The 15,878-nt window shown below is 69.4% G+C and carries 17 protein-coding genes; 12 read left to right on the forward strand and 5 right to left on the reverse strand.

Going from position 1 to position 15,878, the window contains the following annotated elements:
• The first annotated feature begins 2 nt into the window (after positions 1-2).
• From ACH35V_RS15175 to ACH35V_RS15210, 8 genes are all read left to right on the forward strand, one after another.
• Entirely contained in the window at positions 3-872 is an 870-nt protein-coding gene (locus ACH35V_RS15175) for an ABC transporter permease (RefSeq protein WP_395972839.1), read from the forward strand.
• A complete protein-coding gene (locus ACH35V_RS15180) occupies positions 869-1,717 on the forward strand; it encodes an IclR family transcriptional regulator (RefSeq protein ID WP_395972841.1) in 849 nt (282 codons plus the stop codon). The genes ACH35V_RS15175 and ACH35V_RS15180 overlap by 4 nt, the downstream gene beginning before the upstream one ends.
• A 61-nt stretch (positions 1,718-1,778) precedes the next feature.
• A complete protein-coding gene (locus tag ACH35V_RS15185) occupies positions 1,779-2,981 on the forward strand; it encodes a CaiB/BaiF CoA transferase family protein (RefSeq protein ID WP_395972842.1) in 1,203 nt (400 codons plus the stop codon).
• Positions 2,982-3,048: 67 nt separating this feature from the next.
• Positions 3,049-3,906, forward strand: a complete 858-nt coding sequence (locus tag ACH35V_RS15190) for a cyclase family protein (RefSeq protein WP_395972843.1) — start codon at positions 3,049-3,051, stop codon at positions 3,904-3,906.
• The gene (locus tag ACH35V_RS15195) at positions 3,899-5,383 is read left to right on the forward strand and encodes an MmgE/PrpD family protein (RefSeq protein WP_395972844.1); all 1,485 of its coding nucleotides are present in this window, start codon (positions 3,899-3,901) and stop codon (positions 5,381-5,383) included. Before ACH35V_RS15190 ends, ACH35V_RS15195 begins: the two co-directional genes overlap by 8 nt.
• Positions 5,376-6,839, forward strand: a complete 1,464-nt coding sequence (locus tag ACH35V_RS15200; protein ID WP_395972845.1) for a dihydroorotase family protein — start codon at positions 5,376-5,378, stop codon at positions 6,837-6,839. Before ACH35V_RS15195 ends, ACH35V_RS15200 begins: the two co-directional genes overlap by 8 nt.
• On the forward strand, positions 6,836-7,657 hold the full coding sequence (locus ACH35V_RS15205; protein WP_395972847.1) for an HpcH/HpaI aldolase/citrate lyase family protein: 822 nt from the start codon (positions 6,836-6,838) through the stop codon (positions 7,655-7,657). Before ACH35V_RS15200 ends, ACH35V_RS15205 begins: the two co-directional genes overlap by 4 nt.
• Complete coding sequence (locus tag ACH35V_RS15210; protein WP_395972848.1) at positions 7,654-8,466, forward strand: aspartate/glutamate racemase family protein; 813 nt, start codon at positions 7,654-7,656, stop codon at positions 8,464-8,466. The genes ACH35V_RS15205 and ACH35V_RS15210 overlap by 4 nt, the downstream gene beginning before the upstream one ends.
• Before the next feature lie 24 nt (positions 8,467-8,490).
• Here ACH35V_RS15210 and ACH35V_RS15215 read toward each other — a convergent pair whose 3' ends face one another.
• The gene (locus tag ACH35V_RS15215) at positions 8,491-8,913 is read right to left on the reverse strand and encodes a pentapeptide repeat-containing protein (protein WP_395972850.1); all 423 of its coding nucleotides are present in this window, start codon (positions 8,911-8,913) and stop codon (positions 8,491-8,493) included.
• Positions 8,914-9,151: 238 nt separating this feature from the next.
• On the opposite strand from ACH35V_RS15215, the gene ACH35V_RS15220 reads away from it, so the two are divergent.
• Positions 9,152-9,730 (forward strand): dihydrofolate reductase family protein, encoded by a 579-nt coding sequence (locus tag ACH35V_RS15220; RefSeq protein ID WP_395972852.1) that lies wholly within the window; start codon positions 9,152-9,154, stop codon positions 9,728-9,730.
• A gap of 109 nt (positions 9,731-9,839) precedes the next feature.
• Positions 9,840-10,430, forward strand: coding sequence for a dihydrofolate reductase family protein (locus ACH35V_RS15225; protein ID WP_395972853.1), 591 nt, complete (start codon positions 9,840-9,842; stop codon positions 10,428-10,430).
• Between the two features lie 88 nt (positions 10,431-10,518).
• Here ACH35V_RS15225 and ACH35V_RS15230 read toward each other — a convergent pair whose 3' ends face one another.
• Positions 10,519-11,253 carry a dienelactone hydrolase family protein gene (locus ACH35V_RS15230; RefSeq protein ID WP_395972855.1) on the reverse strand — a complete coding sequence of 245 codons (735 nt, stop codon included), beginning with the start codon at positions 11,251-11,253 and terminating at the stop codon, positions 10,519-10,521.
• 279 nt (positions 11,254-11,532) lie between these two features.
• On the reverse strand, positions 11,533-12,285 hold the full coding sequence (locus ACH35V_RS15235; protein ID WP_395972857.1) for a TetR/AcrR family transcriptional regulator: 753 nt from the start codon (positions 12,283-12,285) through the stop codon (positions 11,533-11,535).
• A gap of 70 nt (positions 12,286-12,355) precedes the next feature.
• On the opposite strand from ACH35V_RS15235, the gene ACH35V_RS15240 reads away from it, so the two are divergent.
• Positions 12,356-13,213: an SDR family oxidoreductase gene (locus ACH35V_RS15240; RefSeq protein ID WP_395972858.1), complete on the forward strand. Its 858-nt coding sequence runs from the start codon at positions 12,356-12,358 to the stop codon at positions 13,211-13,213.
• Between the two features lie 162 nt (positions 13,214-13,375).
• On the opposite strand, the gene ACH35V_RS15245 is transcribed toward ACH35V_RS15240, so the two are convergent.
• Both ACH35V_RS15245 and ACH35V_RS15250 read right to left on the reverse strand, forming a co-directional pair.
• Positions 13,376-14,311 carry a hypothetical protein gene (locus ACH35V_RS15245; RefSeq protein WP_395972860.1) on the reverse strand — a complete coding sequence of 312 codons (936 nt, stop codon included), beginning with the start codon at positions 14,309-14,311 and terminating at the stop codon, positions 13,376-13,378.
• 242 nt (positions 14,312-14,553) lie between these two features.
• Complete coding sequence (locus tag ACH35V_RS15250) at positions 14,554-15,159, reverse strand: dihydrofolate reductase family protein (RefSeq protein ID WP_395972861.1); 606 nt, start codon at positions 15,157-15,159, stop codon at positions 14,554-14,556.
• 212 nt (positions 15,160-15,371) lie between these two features.
• Between ACH35V_RS15250 and ACH35V_RS15255 the strand changes: the two genes are divergently transcribed.
• Positions 15,372-15,701, forward strand: a complete 330-nt coding sequence (locus ACH35V_RS15255; RefSeq protein ID WP_395972862.1) for a hypothetical protein — start codon at positions 15,372-15,374, stop codon at positions 15,699-15,701.
• The last annotated feature ends 177 nt before the right edge of the window (positions 15,702-15,878 follow it).

The following is a 15,878-nucleotide window of genomic DNA, read 5'->3' on the forward strand; positions in this document are numbered from 1 at the left end:
CCATGACATCGACGCAGAACACGTCCACGAACACGTCCAAGAGCACGGCCGCCGCCGCCGACCCGCCCGCGCGGGCGAAGTTGCGCCAGGTGCTCGACCCGCGGGAGCGGCCGGAGATCGTGCTGGTCCCGGCGGTCTTCGCGATCGTGATGCTCGGCTGGGAGTTCCTGGCCACGCCGCTCGGGATCGACGAGTACACCCTGCCGCGGCCGTCGCAGATCTACGAGTCGCTCGAAGGCCAGCTCACCGACGGCCAGTTCTGGGGGCACCTGTGGGTGACCCTCCAGGAGGCGCTGTTCGGATACGCGATCGGCGTCTGCGTGGCGATGCTGCTGGGCACGCTGATCTCGCAGATCCGGCTGGTCGAGCGGACCCTCATGCCGTACGTCGTGGCGTTCCAGACCGTCCCGAAGGTGGCGCTGGCGCCGCTGTTCGTCGTCTGGTTCGGCTTCGGCATCAGCAGCAAGATCGTGATGGCCGCGGTCATCTCGTTCTTCCCGATGCTGGTCAACGTCATCGAGGGGCTGCGCTCGGCGGACGCCGACCGGATCCAGATGCTCACGGTGTTCGGCGCCGGACGGTTCCAGATCTTCCGCATGGTGCGGCTGCCCACCGCGGTGCCGTTCATCTTCGCCGGGCTCGACATCGGGATCGTGTTCGCGATCCTCGGCGCGGTCGTCGGCGAGTTCATCGGCGCCAAGGAGGGGCTCGGCTACCTTCTCCTGCAGAGCAACTTCAACTTCGACATCGCCGGCATGTTCGCCGTCCTGGTGGTGCTCTCCGTGCTCGGGCTCATCGCGCACTTCCTCATCCGGCTCGCCCAGAGGCGCATCGCGTTCTGGGCGGAAGAGAACAGGGTGATCGGGGCGTGACGCAAGCGAAGACCAAGGAACAGGCGGAAACCAAGGAACACGCGGAGGCCAAGGAGCCGACGCGCTCGGGCATCGCCCGCGCCCTCGCCGTGATCGACGCCATCGCCCGGTCGCCGCAGGCCCAGGGCGTCTCGGTGATCGCCCGGGAGACCGGCCTGTCCAAGGCGGTCGCGCACCGGATCCTGCGGGAACTGGTCAACGGCCGGTTCCTGCGCTTCGACGAGACGACGAAGGTCTACCGGCTCGGGCCCGGCGCGCTCGGCATCGGGCTGGCCGCGATGCGCGAGCTGGACGTCCCGGCCATCGCGCACCGCCACCTCGTCGGGCTGTCGGAGCGCACCGGGGAGACGACGACGCTCTCGCTGCGCCAGGGCTGGTCGCGGGTGTACGTCGACCAGGTGCTGTCGTCGCACGAGATCCGCATGTCGGTCGCGCTCGGCTCCAGCCATCCGCTGCACGCGGGGTCGTCGTCCAAGGCGATCCTTGCGGCGCTGGCGGACGGCGAGGTCGACGACTACGTCGCGCACCACAAGCTCGACAGCGTCACCGACGCCACCATCACGTCCGCGGGCGCGCTGCGCGAGGAGATCGAGCGGATCCGGGCGCTCGGCTACGCGGTCAGCTCCGGGGAGCGGCAGTCGGGCGCGGCGAGCGTCGCGGCGCCGATCTACGGCGCGGCCGGGCAGCCGATCGGGTCGATCTCGGTGTGCGGGCTGCAGGACATGTTCACCCGCAGCCGCAACAGGTCCCTCGGCGACCAGGTCATCGCGGCGGCCGCCGCGGTCTCCGCCGATCTCGGCCGCCGCCCGTCCAGGTCCGAGCGCGACCCAGGGGACGTCGCATGACGCCCGCCGCCACACCGCCGCGGCGGCACTGATCGTGTCCAGATTTCACTTGGGGGAATGAATGCAGGACGGTCCACTGCAGGGCCTGCGGGTCATCGACGCCTCGACGATCCTCGCCGGGCCGCTGTGCGCGCAGATCCTCGGCGACTTCGGCGCGGACGTCGTGAAGATCGAGCATCCGGTCGCCGGCGACGGGATGCGCGGGCACGGCAAGTCCAAGGACGGGAAACCGATCTGGTGGAAGGAGATCTCGCGCAACAAGCGGGCGCTCGCGCTGAACCTCTCCGCCCCCGAAGGCGCCGAGATCCTGCTCAGGCTGGCCGCGCGGTCGGACGTCCTGATCGAGAACTTCCGTCCGGGGACGCTGGAGCGCTGGGGCATCGGCCCGGACCGGCTGCACGAGGCGAACCCGAGCCTGATCATCGTCCGGGTCACCGGGTTCGGGCAGCGCGGCCCGTACGCGGGACGGGCCGGTTTCGGCACCCTCGCCGAGTCGATGAGCGGCTTCGCGTACATGACCGGCGAGGCGGACGGGCCGCCGACGCTGCCCGCGTTCGGGCTCGCCGACAGCCTCTGCGGGATCGCGGCCTCGTCCGCGACGGCGATGGCGCTGTGGCACCGCGACCGCGACCCGGAGCGGCGCGGCCAGGTCATCGACCTGAGCCTGCTGGAGCCGCTGATGACGGCCGTCGGCCCGGCGCCGACCGTGTACGACCAGCTCGGCGTGGTCGAGGAACGGCACGGCAACCGGTCCACCAACAACGCGCCGCGCAACACCTACAGGACGGCGGACGGGCATTGGCTCGCGGTGTCGACCAGCGCGCAGCGGATCGCCGAGCGGGTGCTGCGCCTCGTCGGCCACCCCGAGGTCGTCGAGGAGCCGTGGTTCGCGACGGGCCACGGCCGCGCGGCGCACGCGGACCTGCTCGACAAGCTCGTCGGCGGCTGGATCGCCGAACGCACCCGCGCGGACGTCGTCGCGGAGTTCACCGACGCCGGGGCCGCGATCGCCCCCGTCTACAGCGCGGCGGACATCGTCGACGACCCGCACATCCGGGAGACGGAGATGCTGACCAGCGTCCCCGACCCGGACTTCGGGCCGATGCTCATGCACAACGTGATGTGGCGGATGTCGCGCACGCCGGGCCGGATCCGCTTCACCGGACGCGCGCTCGGCGCCGACACCGACTCGCTGCTCGTCGACGAGCTCGGCCTCGACCCGGCGGAGGTCGCGAGCCTGCGCGAACGCCGCATCGTGACCTGATGCCCGCAACCCCTACCGAAGGCCCCACCGAAGGCCCTACCGAAGGAATCCGGAGACAAGGCACCCAGTGACCACTCAACCAGCGACCGGACACCCCGACCCCCTCCTGGCGGCCGTGCTCGCCGGGGTGACCGTCTACGACCTAGCCCGCCCGATGTCGATCGGGATGCCGCAGTCGCCGAACCATCCCGCCTACTGGCACACGCTGCCGCGGCGGCACGGCGACCGGACGCGCCCCGACGGCGGCTCGGCCGCCAACGACATGATCGTCACCGGCACCCACGTCGGGACGCACATCGACGCGCTGGCCCACGTGTCCCAGGACGGCCGGCTGCACGGCGGCGCGGACGCCGTCGAAGCCTGCCAGGGCGGCGGCTACCCCGACCACGGCGTGCACACCATCGCGCCGATCGTGCGCCGGGGAGTGCTGCTGGACGTCCCGCGCGCGCTGGGCGAGGAGCACTGCGCGCCCGGCTACGAGATCACGCCCGACGACCTGGACCGCACCGTCCGGCACCAGGGCACGGACGTCGGCGCCGGCGACGTCGCGCTCGTCCGCAGCGGCTGGGGACGGCTCTTCACCGACCCCGACCGGAACGCCTACATCGGCGCGGCGTCCGGCGTGCCGGGCGTGGGCGAGGCGGGCGCCCGCTGGCTGGCCGACCGAGCCGTGCACGCGGCGGGCGCGGACACCATCGCCTTCGAGTGCCTGCCACCGGGCCAGGGCCACAGCGTGCTGCCCGCGCACCGCGTCCTGCTGGTCGAGGCCGGGATCTACATCATCGAGACACTCGACCTCGAAGAGATCGCGCGCGCAGGCGTCCACGAGTTCACCTTCGTCCTGGCGCCGCTGCCGCTGGTAGGCGCGACCGGATCCCCGGCCCGCCCGCTCGCGCTGCGCTCTTTGGAGCGTTCCGATGGCTGACCAGGAACCGACGACCGAGCCGGAACTGGCGCGCCAGTTGGCGGATTTCGCCGCCGCGACGTCGTTCGAGACGCTGCCGGACGACGTCGTCGACAGCGTGCGCAAGCGCGTCCTCGACGTGATCGGGCTGTGCGTCGCGGCGCACCGGCTGCCGACGAGCGCGGCCGTCCTGGAGTACGTCCAAGATCAGGGCGGACGTCCGCAGGCCCACGCGATCGGCGGCGGCGCAGCCCTGCCCGCGCCCCTGGCGGCGCTGGCCAACGGCGTCCTGGCGCACTCCCTCGACTACGACGACACGCACCTGCCGTCCGTGCTCCACCCGAGCGCCTCGGTGGTGCCCGCCGCGCTGGCCGCGGGCGAGCGCGCGGGCGCGTCCGGCCCGGACACGATCCGCGCGATCGCGGTCGGGCTGGAGGTCTGCGTCCGGCTGGGCATGGCCGGGTACGACGCGCGGGCGGGCAACTCGACGTTCTTCGAGCACGGCCAGCACGCCACGTCCATCTGCGGCGCGCTCGGCGGCGCGGTCGCCGCGGGCCTCCAGCTCGGCCTGGACGGCGACGGCCTGCTGGACGCCCTCGGCGTCTCCGCATCGATGGCGTCCGGGCTCATCGAGGCCAACCGGACCGGCGGCACCGTGAAGCGCCTGCACTGCGGATGGGCAGCGCATTCAGCGGTAACCGCGGCCGAACTGGTCAGCCGCGGATTCACCGGGCCTCCAACCGTCCTAGAGGGACGCTTCGGTTTCTTCCAGGCTTTCTTGCGCGGCGAGTACGAGCCCAAGGAAATAACCAACGGCCTCGGCTCCGACTGGGCCGTCCCGGGCATCTTCTTCAAGCCCTACCCCGCGAACCATTTCACCCACGCCGCCGTCGACGCCGCAATCGCGCTCCGCGAGCAGGGCCTCGCCGCCGACCGCGTCGTGTCGCTGACGCTCGGCGTCCCCGCGCCCGTGATCCGCACGATCGGCCAGCCGATCGAGCTGAAGCGCGCCCCCGACACCGGCTACCAGGCGCAGTTCTCCGGCCCGTACGCGGTCGTCGCCGGGCTGCTCGGCGGCGGCGGGCTCGGCGTCGGGCTCGGCGACTACACCGACGAGCTGGCCCGCGACCCGTACCGGCGCGAGCTGATGGCCAAGGTGGACGTGGTCGCCGACGCCTGGGCGACGGAGATCTTCCCCATGCAGTTCCCCGCCGTCCTCACCGCCCGCGACGTGGACGGACGCGAATGGCGCCACGAGGTGCCCGTCAACCGGGGCGGCCCCGGCCGTCCCGTCAGCGACGCGGAGCTGGAGCTGAAGTTCCGCGACAACACCCAAGGCCGGCTGTCCGAGGACGCCGCCGCCGAGACCGCCCGCCACGTACGCGGGCTCGCCGACCTGGCGGACGTCGGCGACCTGCTCCGCCCGCTCGCCGATTTCCAGGACCGTTCCGAGGACCGACTCCAGGACCGGGACACGAAGGAAGAGACTCATGGCTGAATACGATCTGCTGGTCAAGGACGTCAAGGTCGTCACGCACGAGCGGGACGAGCCGTTCGAGGCGGACATCGCCGTGCGCGACGGGCAGATCGCCCGCGTCGCCCCCGGCCTCGACGCGGCGGACGCCGCCCAGGTCGTCGACGGGCGGGGCCGTCCGGCCTTCCCCGGCGTGGTCGACGCGCACCAGCACTGGGGCATCTACAGCCCGCTCGCCGACGACACCGTCACCGAGAGCCGCGCGTCCGCGCAGGGCGGCGTCACCACCGCGCTGACCTATATGCGGACCGGGCAGTACTACCTGAACAAGGGCGGCCCCTACGCCGACTTCTTCCCCGAGGTCCTGGACGCGGCCGCCGGACGCTCGCACATCGACTACGCCTTCCACCTGGCGCCGATGTCGTCCGGCCACATCGCGGAGATCCCGGAGCTGATCGAGCGTTTCGGCGTCTCGTCCTTCAAGATCTTCATGTTCTACGGCGGGCACGGGCTGCACGGCCGGTCGTCCGACCAGAGCTCGTTCCTGATGACGCCGCCCGGCGAGCGGTACGACTACGCGCACTTCGAGTTCGTGATGCGCGGCATCCAGGCGGCGCGGGAGCAGTTCCCCGAACTCGCCGAGGAGATCTCCCTCTCCCTGCACTGCGAGACCGCGGAGATCATGACCGCCTACACCAAGATGGTCGAGGAAGCGGGCGACCTGACCGGCCTGGCCGCCTACCACGCGTCCCGTCCACCACACTCCGAGGGCCTCGCCATCTCCATCGCGTCCTACCTGGCGCACGAGACGGGCCTGCCCAACATCAACCTGCTGCACCTGTCGTCGGCCAAGGCGATGGACGCGGCCGTCCGCATGGCCGGGGCGTTCCCGCACGTCAACTTCCGCCGCGAGGTCACGATCGGCCACTTGCTCGCCGACATCGACACGGCACACGGCATCGGCGGCAAGGTCAACCCGCCCCTGCGCCCGCGCGACGACGTCGAGGCGCTCTGGCAGCACGTCGCCGAAGGCACCGTCGACTGGGTCGTCAGCGACCACGCCTGCTGCCGCGACGAGATCAAGTTCGGCGAGCCCCGCGACGACGTCTTCCTCGCCAAGTCGGGCTTCGGCGGCGCCGAGTACCTGCTCGCCGGGATGCTCACCGAGGGCCGCAAGCGGCACCTCCCGCTCGGCCGGATCGCCGCGCTCACCTCCTGGAACCCCGCCCAGCGGTACGGCCTGCGCACCAAGGGCGCGATCAAGGAGGGCCTGGACGCCGACTTCTGCCTCGTCGACCCGGACAAGACCTGGACCGTCCGGGCCGCGGACTCCGAGTCCGCGCAGGAGTACACCCCGTTCGAGGGTTTCGAGCTGACGGCCCAGGTAACCGACACCTTCGTGCGCGGACACCAGGTTCTCGACGCGGGAAAGATCATCGGCACGCCCGCCGGGCGGTACGTCCACCGACCGGCCCGATGAGATCGGCCCTCTACGTCCCCGGAGACCGCCCGGAGAAGCTCGCCGGGTCGCTGACCCGCGGCGCCGACGCCCTGATCGCCGACCTGGAGGACGCGGTAGCCCCCGAGGCCAAGCCCACCGCCCGCCGAACAATGACGGCCTGGCTGGCCACCCTCCCCCAGGACGCCCCAGAGATCTGGATCAGAATCAACCCGGGAAAGGCCGGACACGAGGACCTGCACGCCCTAGAACCCGGACTCCACGCCGTCACCGGAATATGCGTCGCGAAAACGGAGACGCCGGACGACCTGGCCGCCATCGACGACCTCCTGCCCCCGCAGATCGCGCTCTGCCCGGTACTGGAGAGCGCGACCGCAGTGCTGGGCGCACCGGAGATCGCCCAGGCCGCCCGAGTCGTCCGGCTACAGCTGGGCGAGGCCGACCTATGCGCGGACATCGGCGTCGACCCCGGCGCCGACGAGCGCGAACTGCTCTGGCCCAGGTCGCAGATCGTCCTGGCCTCGGCCGCCGCCGGAATCGACCCGCCATTGGGCCCGGTGAGCACCGACTTCCGCGACCTGGACCGCCTGGCCGAATCGACCCGCGCGCTCCGCCGCCTCGGCTTCCAGGGCCGGGCCTGCATCCACCCGGCGCAGCTCCCGGTCGTCAACGAAGTTTTCACCCCATCGCCCGACGAACTCGCCCAGGCCCGCGCACTGGTGGCGCGTTTCGAGGCCGCAGGGTCAGGCGTCGTCGTCGACGAGTCGGGCCGCATGGTCGACGAGGCCGTGATCCGCCGCGCCCGCCGTACCCTCGCCCAGGGAAAGGTGGCGCAGTGAGCCGGATCTGGTTCCAGAAACACACGGTCGTCGGCCGCAACCCCTGGCTGGACGATGGCTACGAACAACACGCCCGCGACATCCTCGGCGACCGCGCGGACGTGGAATTCCACGCCCTGCCACCCGAGGTCTACGACACGAAAATGCCGGCCGACCACGTGAAATACGGCCAGCTGGAAGTCTTCTTCTCCTGGTACTTCGCCGAGCGCGCGGTCGAGGCCGAACGCCAGGGCTATTCGGCCTACATCATCGGCACCAGCCAGGACCCGGGCCTCGCCGCCGCCCGCTCACTGGTCTCGATCCCGGTGGTCGGATACGGACAGGCTACCTTCGACTTCCTACGCACCCAGGGCCTCCGATTCGGCATCATCGGTTTCGTCCCGGCCCTAGAGGAAGCCCTACGCCACAACCAGGCCCAATACGGCTGCGCCGACCTATGCGCAGGCTTCCGCTACCTCCCCGAGGGCCGCACACTCATCGAAAAGGGCCTCCCGGACGACACACTTCCGGCCCTCCTCAAAAAGATCACAAAAGCCGCCGAAGAACTGCGCGAAGCGGGCGCACAGGCGATCGTCTCAGGCGAGGGCATCCCCTGCGAACTCCTCTGGCGCGCCGGTATCCGCAGAATCGCCGGCCTCCCGGTGATCGACTCCAACGGCCTGGCACTGGCCACCGCGAACCTACAGGCGGACCTGCTGACCGCAGGCGTCTGGAGCCGCGACACCCCCGGCTACCTGACCGACCGCGCCCCCACCGAAGAGGTAGACCGCCTCCGCACCCTATTCGCCCCCACCATAACCCGCCCCTAACCACCCACCTCAACAAGGACAATCTCATTCGGCCTGAGCCCAGCCAATGACCTGCTCAACCTGAAGACCACGGATAATGGCGTTGTCGAACTTGGCATCACTGACGTCGGTCAGGCCATGCGGCGGCACCCCGGTATTGACCACTCCGAACTTCGCCGCGCTCAGGTCAGTGTCGCGCAGATCAGCGCCACGCAGATCGCATCCGGCCATTCTCACTCCCCGCAGCGACGCGCTCCGCAGGTCGGCACCGCGCAGATCGCAGAGTTTGAAGAAGCAACCGTCCAGCGTGGCATGGCGCAGGTCAACGCCGACAAAGGAGCACCGACTGAACCATAGGTTCAGCAAGGTAAGCGAGTTCAGATCTTGCCCGTCAAAGACCTGGCGCTTGACTGCGGCGTAGCGTCCAAGCGCAGCAAGCATCCGTCTCGACGGCACTTCATCGGCCATGGAAACATAATGGCAGGACCCGCCAGGCACGCCGGGAAACGGTGCCTAGCCGGCTACGAGCCGAGCCTCCTCAAGCGGCCATAACCCTCGACACCACCACGAACACGGCGGTCGCGCTACGACGTTCCCTCGAAAAAGGTGACTCCAGCTTGGCGCACGCGATGAATCTCGCCGCGGCTGCCAGTCTGTATCCCTAACGCACGATCAGCCGCACCACACCGCACCCGAGGAGAGCGCCATGACCGCCACCTACACCTTCGACGTCTTTTCCAGCCTCGACGGCTTCGGCGCCGCGGGCGGCAACTGGACCGGGTACTGGGGCAAGCAAGGCCCCGAACTCCTCAACCACCGCCTCGCGGTGTACAGCGAGGAGCAGCGGATGGTCTTCGGAGCCAACACCTACCGGGCGTTCGCGCAGATGCTGGCCACCAGCACGGACGGGTCCGAGGTGCGTGACCCGTGGGTGACGCGGATGGTCAACCTTCCGGCGACGGTGGTGTCGAGCACCCTGGACGGGACCGCCGACTGGCCGGACGCGACCCTCGCGAGGGGCGATGCCGTCGACGTCGTCGCCCGGCTCAAGGAGGAGTCCGCGGTGCCGTTGCGCTCGCACGGCAGCCTGGCGATGAACCGGGCGCTGATGGCCGCCGGGCTGGTCGACCGCGTCCAGGTGACGCTCTTCCCCGTGATCACCGGTCAGAACGGGCTGAACCCGGTCTTCGAGGACGCGGCCGACTTCGACCTCGAACTGATCGAGAGCCGGACGCTCGACGGCCACATCCAAGAACTCATCTACAAGCCCACCCTGCACGTCTGATCGGACAACGAGGCCCGGCCAGCCTGCGAACGGTCGCCTGGACACCGATGAATTTTCGCGACGGAGATGGTCTCTCCTGCGGTTGATCACAACAACGGAGGCCGTCCAGATGCGAAAGATCGTGTTCCACATGCAGACCACCGTGAACAACCGCATCGCCAACGCCGCGGGGGCGTTCTGGGAGCCGTTCCCGTGGGGAGAGGAGGAAACGGCCTATATCGCCGAGCAGTTCTCCCAGGCGGACACCTGGGCAATGAGCAGGGCGACCTACGAGACGATCGTGCCCTGGTGGGACAAGGCCGCCCGCGGCGAGACTCCCGACGACGCACCCGCCATCACCGCCGCGGACCGCAGGTTCGCCAAGGTGCAACGGAACATGACCAAGGTCGTTTTCTCCAGGACCCTGCCGTCCACGACCGATCGCCTGGTCATCGGAGGCGACCTGGTCAACGAACTCGCCGCGTTGAAGCGGCAGGACGGCAACGACATCCTGCTGTCCTGCGGCCCCAAGACCCTCGCGCCGATCGCCTCCGCGCCCGGTGTGATCGATGAATACCTGCTCGCCGTGAGCCCCGCCGTCCTCAGCGCCGGACCCCGGATATTCGACGGCCTGACGATCGACCTGGCCCTTGAACTGACCGATGCCAAGGTGTTCAACGGCGGCGCAATCGTTTCCCGATACCGCGTCGCCGCCCATTAGAGACCCGCCACGACCCGAAACCGAACGCCCACAACCTGGTGGCACTTGTCCTCCAAGACGAGGACGATTTGGGTTCCAGGCCGGAGGCTCACCTGTCGGTCAAGGTGCGTTTGAGGAGCGGAAGCAGGCGATCCCAGTGGCGCTGCAGTGCGGAGGAGCTGAAGGCGTCGGTGTCGGACATGGTGAAGCCGTGGACGGTGCCCGGGTAGATCTCGGACGTGTAGTCGACGCCCGCGGCCTCCAAGGCCTGGTTGAGCTCGTCGAGGGCCTCAGGCGTCATGTCGGTCTCGGCGTGGCCGAGGTAGACCTGAGCGCGGAGGTCGGAGAGACCGTGGGGCCCGTCGGTGACGACGGGGCCGTGGAATCCGGCGACGGCGGCCACCTGGCCGGGGTGGGCCATGGCGGTGCGCATCGCCAGAAGGCCGCCTATGCAGTAGCCGGTCACCGCGACCGGTCCGGCGCTGACCTCGGGCTGCGCGGTGAGGAACCCGAGGTAGGCGTCGGCGTCGCGCAGGATCCGTTCGGTCTTGTGCGCCTCGATCAGGGGCATCACCTGGGCGAAGACCGCGGGCCGGGTCTCTGCTCCGATGTACTCGGGAAGGTCGATCAGCGGCGCCGGGCCGTGCCGGTAGAAGACGTTGGGGACGAGCACGTAATACCCGTGCCCGGCCAGTTCAAGGGCCATCTCCCGCAGCACGGGCCGGATGCCGAAGGCGTCCGCGTACATCAGCACCCCTGGGTGCCGCTCGCCATGGTCGGGGACGGCCACGAAAGCGTCGGCTTGGCCGTCCGGGGTGGGAATCTGCAGAGTCTTGGTGGGCATGACGTTCTCCTGTCGTGGTTGATGTGCCGAACTGTGATCAACACGACGGAGGCGGAGCCCGCTCGGCGCTCAGAAAAGCACCGGGTCGCCAATCCGTGTGTGGCGCAATGCCGTCCCGGTAGTCATCGCCGCACAGCCTAACCAACGAAGACAAGGCCGACGCCCCTCAGCGCTTGGCCCTTATACCGCACCCGAGGACGATGCCGCGCTGGAGCAGGCCGTCGAGGACGATCAACCCCCACGAAGTCGTCGAGCCATGTCAGGCGATCATGCGGGCGATCACCGGTCCCGCTGGGCCATTGCGGCGATTCCGTCGAGCAGGGCGCGCAGGCCGAGGTCGAAGGCGTTCGCGGCCGCCTCGGCGGCGTTGCGGTTGAAGCCGCCGCTGTGCCAGGTCTGTTCGATCGCCGGGTATCGCGCCGGGTCGAAGATGGTCTCCCAGAACATTTGGCGGGCGGCCCACCAGTCTTCGTCGGACTGGCCGCTGATCCGCTCGGCATATGTGTGCTCGGCAAGGGCGGCGGCCGTGCCGTCGACGAAGGTGACGATGGAGCCGCTCGCCGCGGACCTTTCGGCGGCGGACAGCCCGGTCATGGACAACGCGCCCAGCAGGAAGTTGTCCCTGGCGAGCAAACCGGGGCCGAGGGGTGGCCGCACGGTCGACACGATGCGCAGCCATGGGTGGCGTTCGTGCAGGGCGACGTTCTGGCTCGCATAGTGCTCGATCTGGTCACGCCACGAGCCCGATGGGGTCAGGTCGAGTTCCTGCCAGGCGGAATCCACCATCAGGTCGACCAGTTCGGCCTTGCCGGGCACGTGGGTATAGAGCGTCATCGTGCCGACGCCGAGGGACGCGGCGAGCCGGTCCATGGTCATGGCGTCGAGCCCGTCCCGGTCCGCCAGCGTCATGGCCGCGGCGACGATCTTGTCCAGGGAGACCTTGGGCGGCCGGCCGCGACCCGATCGAGCCTGCGGGGAGCGCCAGAGCAGACGCAGGGTCTCCCGAGGATCTCCACCGCCGCTGCGTTCCACTGCGCCTCCCCATTTCCGTAGAGCATACGGTATTGTTTATCCGTAGGGCATACGGAAAAGGAGGGCTCACATGCGAGTGCTGGTGACCGGGGCGACCGGGAACGTGGGACGGCAGGTGACAGCAGGCCTGGTCAAGGCAGGCGTTCAAGTGCGGGCGCTGACCAGGCACCCGGGACGCGCCGACCTGCCCGGCGCCGAGGTCGTCCAAGGAGACCTCACCAGGCCGGAGACCGTGCCGTTCGACGGCGTGGACCGAATGTTCCTCTTCCCAGAGCCGTCCACGGCCAAGGAGATCGTCGATCGTGCCAAGCAAGCGGGCGTCCAGCGGATCGTTGTGCTCTCATCGGGCGCCGTGACCGGCGGTTTCGACACGACATTCCATCCGCCGGTCGAACAGGCCGTCGAGGAGTCCGGCCTGGAATGGACACACCTCCGGCCAGGCGAATTCGCGGCCAACAAGGTTTCGCTGTGGGGACCGTCCATCCGGGCCGAGCGAATGGTGCGGGACGCGAATCCGGACTCGGCCTGGTTCCCCGTCCACGAGCGGGACGTCGCCGATGTGGCGCTCAAAGCCCTGTTGGAGGACGGGCACCACGGCAAGGCGTACGACCTCAACGGCCCGGAGTTGATCAGCCTGCGCGACCAGGTCAAAGCCATCGCCGACGCACTCGGCGAAGAGGTCGGGTTCGAGGAGGTCACTCCTGCCCAGGCGCGCGAAATCTACCTGAAGATCGGCGGATTCGCCGCCGAGGCCGCCGACTTCCTGTTGGGATTCACCGACTACAACGGCAACCCAGCCGATCCGGCCGAAATCGAGGACTTCGACCCGAGCACCCTGGGCCCGCTGCCCACCGCACAGCCCGTAACGGGCAGTTCGCCACGGACGTTCGCCCAATGGGCACAAGACCGCGCCGAGGACTTCCGCTAGACCTCAGTTCAGCCTGATCACACCGGCTGCCGCGCCGCTGACACCCCCCTTGCGTGCCCCTTAACGAGGTAGCTACTCGCCGAGTTCTCACCCCGCCGCCTTTCCACCATCGTGCAGGCCATCCTCACCCTTCACCAGTAAGACCGGTGGGATGGAATCGGCTCACTGTTCAAGCGGTGTGTTTAGGCGCAGCGCCGTGCGTATCATCGCGGCGCGCTGGCCGGGGCAGTGCCACAGGGCTTCGTCCACGGGCTCGTCATCGTCGAAGCGCGTCGGCTTGTAGAGGTACTCGACGGCCGGAAGCCATGCGTCGGGGTCGGTGTCGTGGCGTTCGCCGTGCGGGCACGCCGAGTCCGCCGCGACCCGGTTGAGGACGTCGCTCAGGTAGGTCGGGACGGTCGGCGGAGCGGTCGCGTCCTGTCGGGCCAGGGAGAAGCAGACCGCCGCCGTCAACGGCAGCAGCTCGCTCCGCGGCACGTCGCCGAGGAGCCTCTGGGCTGCCCAGAGGCTCGTGACCTGCGACGACGCGTCCTCAGGGTCAAAGCGGACGCTGACGGTGAGCGCGATGACGTCCAAGGCGCCTTCGACCACGTACGCGGGCGTCAGCAGGCTGAAATCCGGCATCCCGAACTCGGCTGGGCGCTGTGCCAGCAGCACCTCCACGGCCTCGCAGGCCATCGTCCGGAGCCAGGCCGGGCAGGAGAACAGTGCGAGCTCGTCGCGGTCCGCGAGCCCCGCGGCGGTGGCCACCTCGGGGTCCTCGATCGCCGGGATCCACCGCACGATGCGCTCGAGGTTGTCGAGCTCGGCGCGGCCCGGATGGTCTTCGTCACAGGCGTCCAGTGTTTCGTCGGCCAGCGCCGCCGCGGCGATCATCTTGTCGTAGACCGGCTGGTCGCGGAGCAGATGAGCAGCCCAGAAACAGGTCGAGTAGAGAGCGAGGAGCTGCCCCGCCCGCACCCGGGGATCGGGGTGCTCCACGCTGAGCTCGGCGACCGTCCCCAGCAGGTCCACCGGATCGCAGGTCGGATAGTCGTTGACGACCCCGAGCAGGTTCGAGACGAACCCGTCGGCGGGAGGAAACTGGTCCCTCCACATCAGGTGCGAGCCGCAGCGCCGAGGTTCATCATCGTCATGATCGGCTGATCGTACCGGGGACGAGCCCTCGCCCAGACGCGCAAGGATGCCGCTCGCCCTCCACCACTAAGACCGATGAGGGACGGAATCAGCTGGTGGTCGCCGAACAAGACGAGTTCGTCGAACAACGTCCGGTCGGGGATGTGGGGATTGCTCCGCGTCCGCCGGGCTGGCGGCGGTCCAGACCGGCGGACGGGGCGAGGTCACGCGGGGGCGCCGAGCGGCGGGTGCTTGAGCACGCGAGGCTTGTACTCGACCAGCTGGATGCGGCCGTCGAAGGTGCGGTGCTCGATCATCTCCAGGGCGACGTCCGGGTAGCCGTCGTAGATGCGTTCCGCGCCCGTGGCCCCAGTGATCACCGGGAACATCACGACCCGGAAGCGGTCGACGAGTCCGGCACGCAGCAGGGACCGGCACAGGCTGAGACTGCCGATGGTGCTGAGGAGTCCCGAGCCACTCGCCTTCATGGCGCGGACCGCCTCGACGGCGTCGTCGCGGACGAGCGTGGAGTTGGCCCACGTCAGCGGCTCCTGAAGTGTGGAGGAGAACACGACCTTGGACGCTCGCGTGAGCTCGTCGACCGACGCCTCTTCTTCCGGCCTGAACTCGTCCTGGCCATCCGGGACGTCGCCGGCGGCGAAGCCCGACATCAGGCGGTAGGTGTTCGCTCCCATCAGGTAGGTGGCCTCGGGCTGCTCACCGAGCCACGCGAGGTACTCCGGGCCCTCCAGGCCCCAGAACCCGGGCCATCCCTCTCCCGATGCGTAGCCGTCGAGGGAGGTGATGAAGTCGACGAGAAGCTCCGACATGGCGGTCTCCTTTCCTAGGGTGTCACGAGGTTGACCGGCCGGGAGCCACAAACTCATCGGCCGCGCGTTCCCTACCCGCGCGATCCCCAAGTGCCCGTTCCCAAATCCCTGAAGATCGTCATCGGTCTCGGTGCTCAGGCGGACGTGCTTACCCGCAGTCACTATGGGTATCGACCCAAATGCTTAGCGTAATCGATTTTGGGAGGTTTGGTATGCGTTGGCCATCGGCCACGCTGGTCCCGTCTCTGTCGCTCGCCGCCGCTGCCGCGGCCGGCCTGGTCGTCGCCATCCCGGCGACCGCCGCGGCCGTCGACGCCGCGGCCCCGCCCACCTATACGTGCGAGAGCCTGGCCGTCCCGCGCGCCTTTCCCCTGCCGTTTGTCGTCGGCCGCAATTGCGCCGCGTCCCACGGCGCTCCCACCAGCGGCGAAGTCCAGGGACCGGTGCGGATCATCAGCAACGAGGAGGTCAGCTTCACCTGCAACCGGGCGAACCTCGACGAGTACCCCGAACGCGTCCGCGGCTACGCCGGCTGCGAGTAGCCGCGCCTACACCTGGGGGCCGCCTCGGTCATCCACCACCGCTCCGCCCGCACGGGAACGGATTTTGCGCCTGTGGGGGTGTGAGAAGGGGTAGCTGGGCCGCTCACACTTGCGGCGTGGCCGAGGGTGAGGTGCGGCGGCGCCCGGGATGCGGGAGTCGCTTCCGGGTTGGTTGCG

Origin of the sequence: Actinomadura sp. 1N219, assembly GCF_044326405.1 — a bacterium.
Lineage (GTDB): Bacteria > Actinomycetota > Actinomycetes > Streptosporangiales > Streptosporangiaceae > Spirillospora.

What these genes read in the sequence shown, in the direction of transcription:
- ACH35V_RS15175 (WP_395972839.1), top strand. Translation starts at nt 3, where the DNA reads ATGACATCGACGCAGAACACGTCCACGAACACGTCCAAGAGCACGGCC.
- ACH35V_RS15185 (WP_395972842.1), top strand. Translation starts at nt 1,779, where the DNA reads ATGCAGGACGGTCCACTGCAGGGCCTGCGGGTCATCGACGCCTCGACG.
- ACH35V_RS15195 (WP_395972844.1), top strand. Translation starts at nt 3,899, where the DNA reads ATGGCTGACCAGGAACCGACGACCGAGCCGGAACTGGCGCGCCAGTTG.
- ACH35V_RS15200 (WP_395972845.1), top strand. Translation starts at nt 5,376, where the DNA reads ATGGCTGAATACGATCTGCTGGTCAAGGACGTCAAGGTCGTCACGCAC.
- ACH35V_RS15205 (WP_395972847.1), top strand. Translation starts at nt 6,836, where the DNA reads ATGAGATCGGCCCTCTACGTCCCCGGAGACCGCCCGGAGAAGCTCGCC.
- ACH35V_RS15215 (WP_395972850.1), bottom strand. Translation starts at nt 8,913, where the DNA reads ATGGCCGATGAAGTGCCGTCGAGACGGATGCTTGCTGCGCTTGGACGC.
- ACH35V_RS15220 (WP_395972852.1), top strand. Translation starts at nt 9,152, where the DNA reads ATGACCGCCACCTACACCTTCGACGTCTTTTCCAGCCTCGACGGCTTC.
- ACH35V_RS15225 (WP_395972853.1), top strand. Translation starts at nt 9,840, where the DNA reads ATGCGAAAGATCGTGTTCCACATGCAGACCACCGTGAACAACCGCATC.
- ACH35V_RS15230 (WP_395972855.1), bottom strand. Translation starts at nt 11,253, where the DNA reads ATGCCCACCAAGACTCTGCAGATTCCCACCCCGGACGGCCAAGCCGAC.
- ACH35V_RS15240 (WP_395972858.1), top strand. Translation starts at nt 12,356, where the DNA reads ATGCGAGTGCTGGTGACCGGGGCGACCGGGAACGTGGGACGGCAGGTG.
- ACH35V_RS15245 (WP_395972860.1), bottom strand. Translation starts at nt 14,311, where the DNA reads ATGTGGAGGGACCAGTTTCCTCCCGCCGACGGGTTCGTCTCGAACCTG.
- ACH35V_RS15250 (WP_395972861.1), bottom strand. Translation starts at nt 15,159, where the DNA reads ATGTCGGAGCTTCTCGTCGACTTCATCACCTCCCTCGACGGCTACGCA.
- ACH35V_RS15255 (WP_395972862.1), top strand. Translation starts at nt 15,372, where the DNA reads ATGCGTTGGCCATCGGCCACGCTGGTCCCGTCTCTGTCGCTCGCCGCC.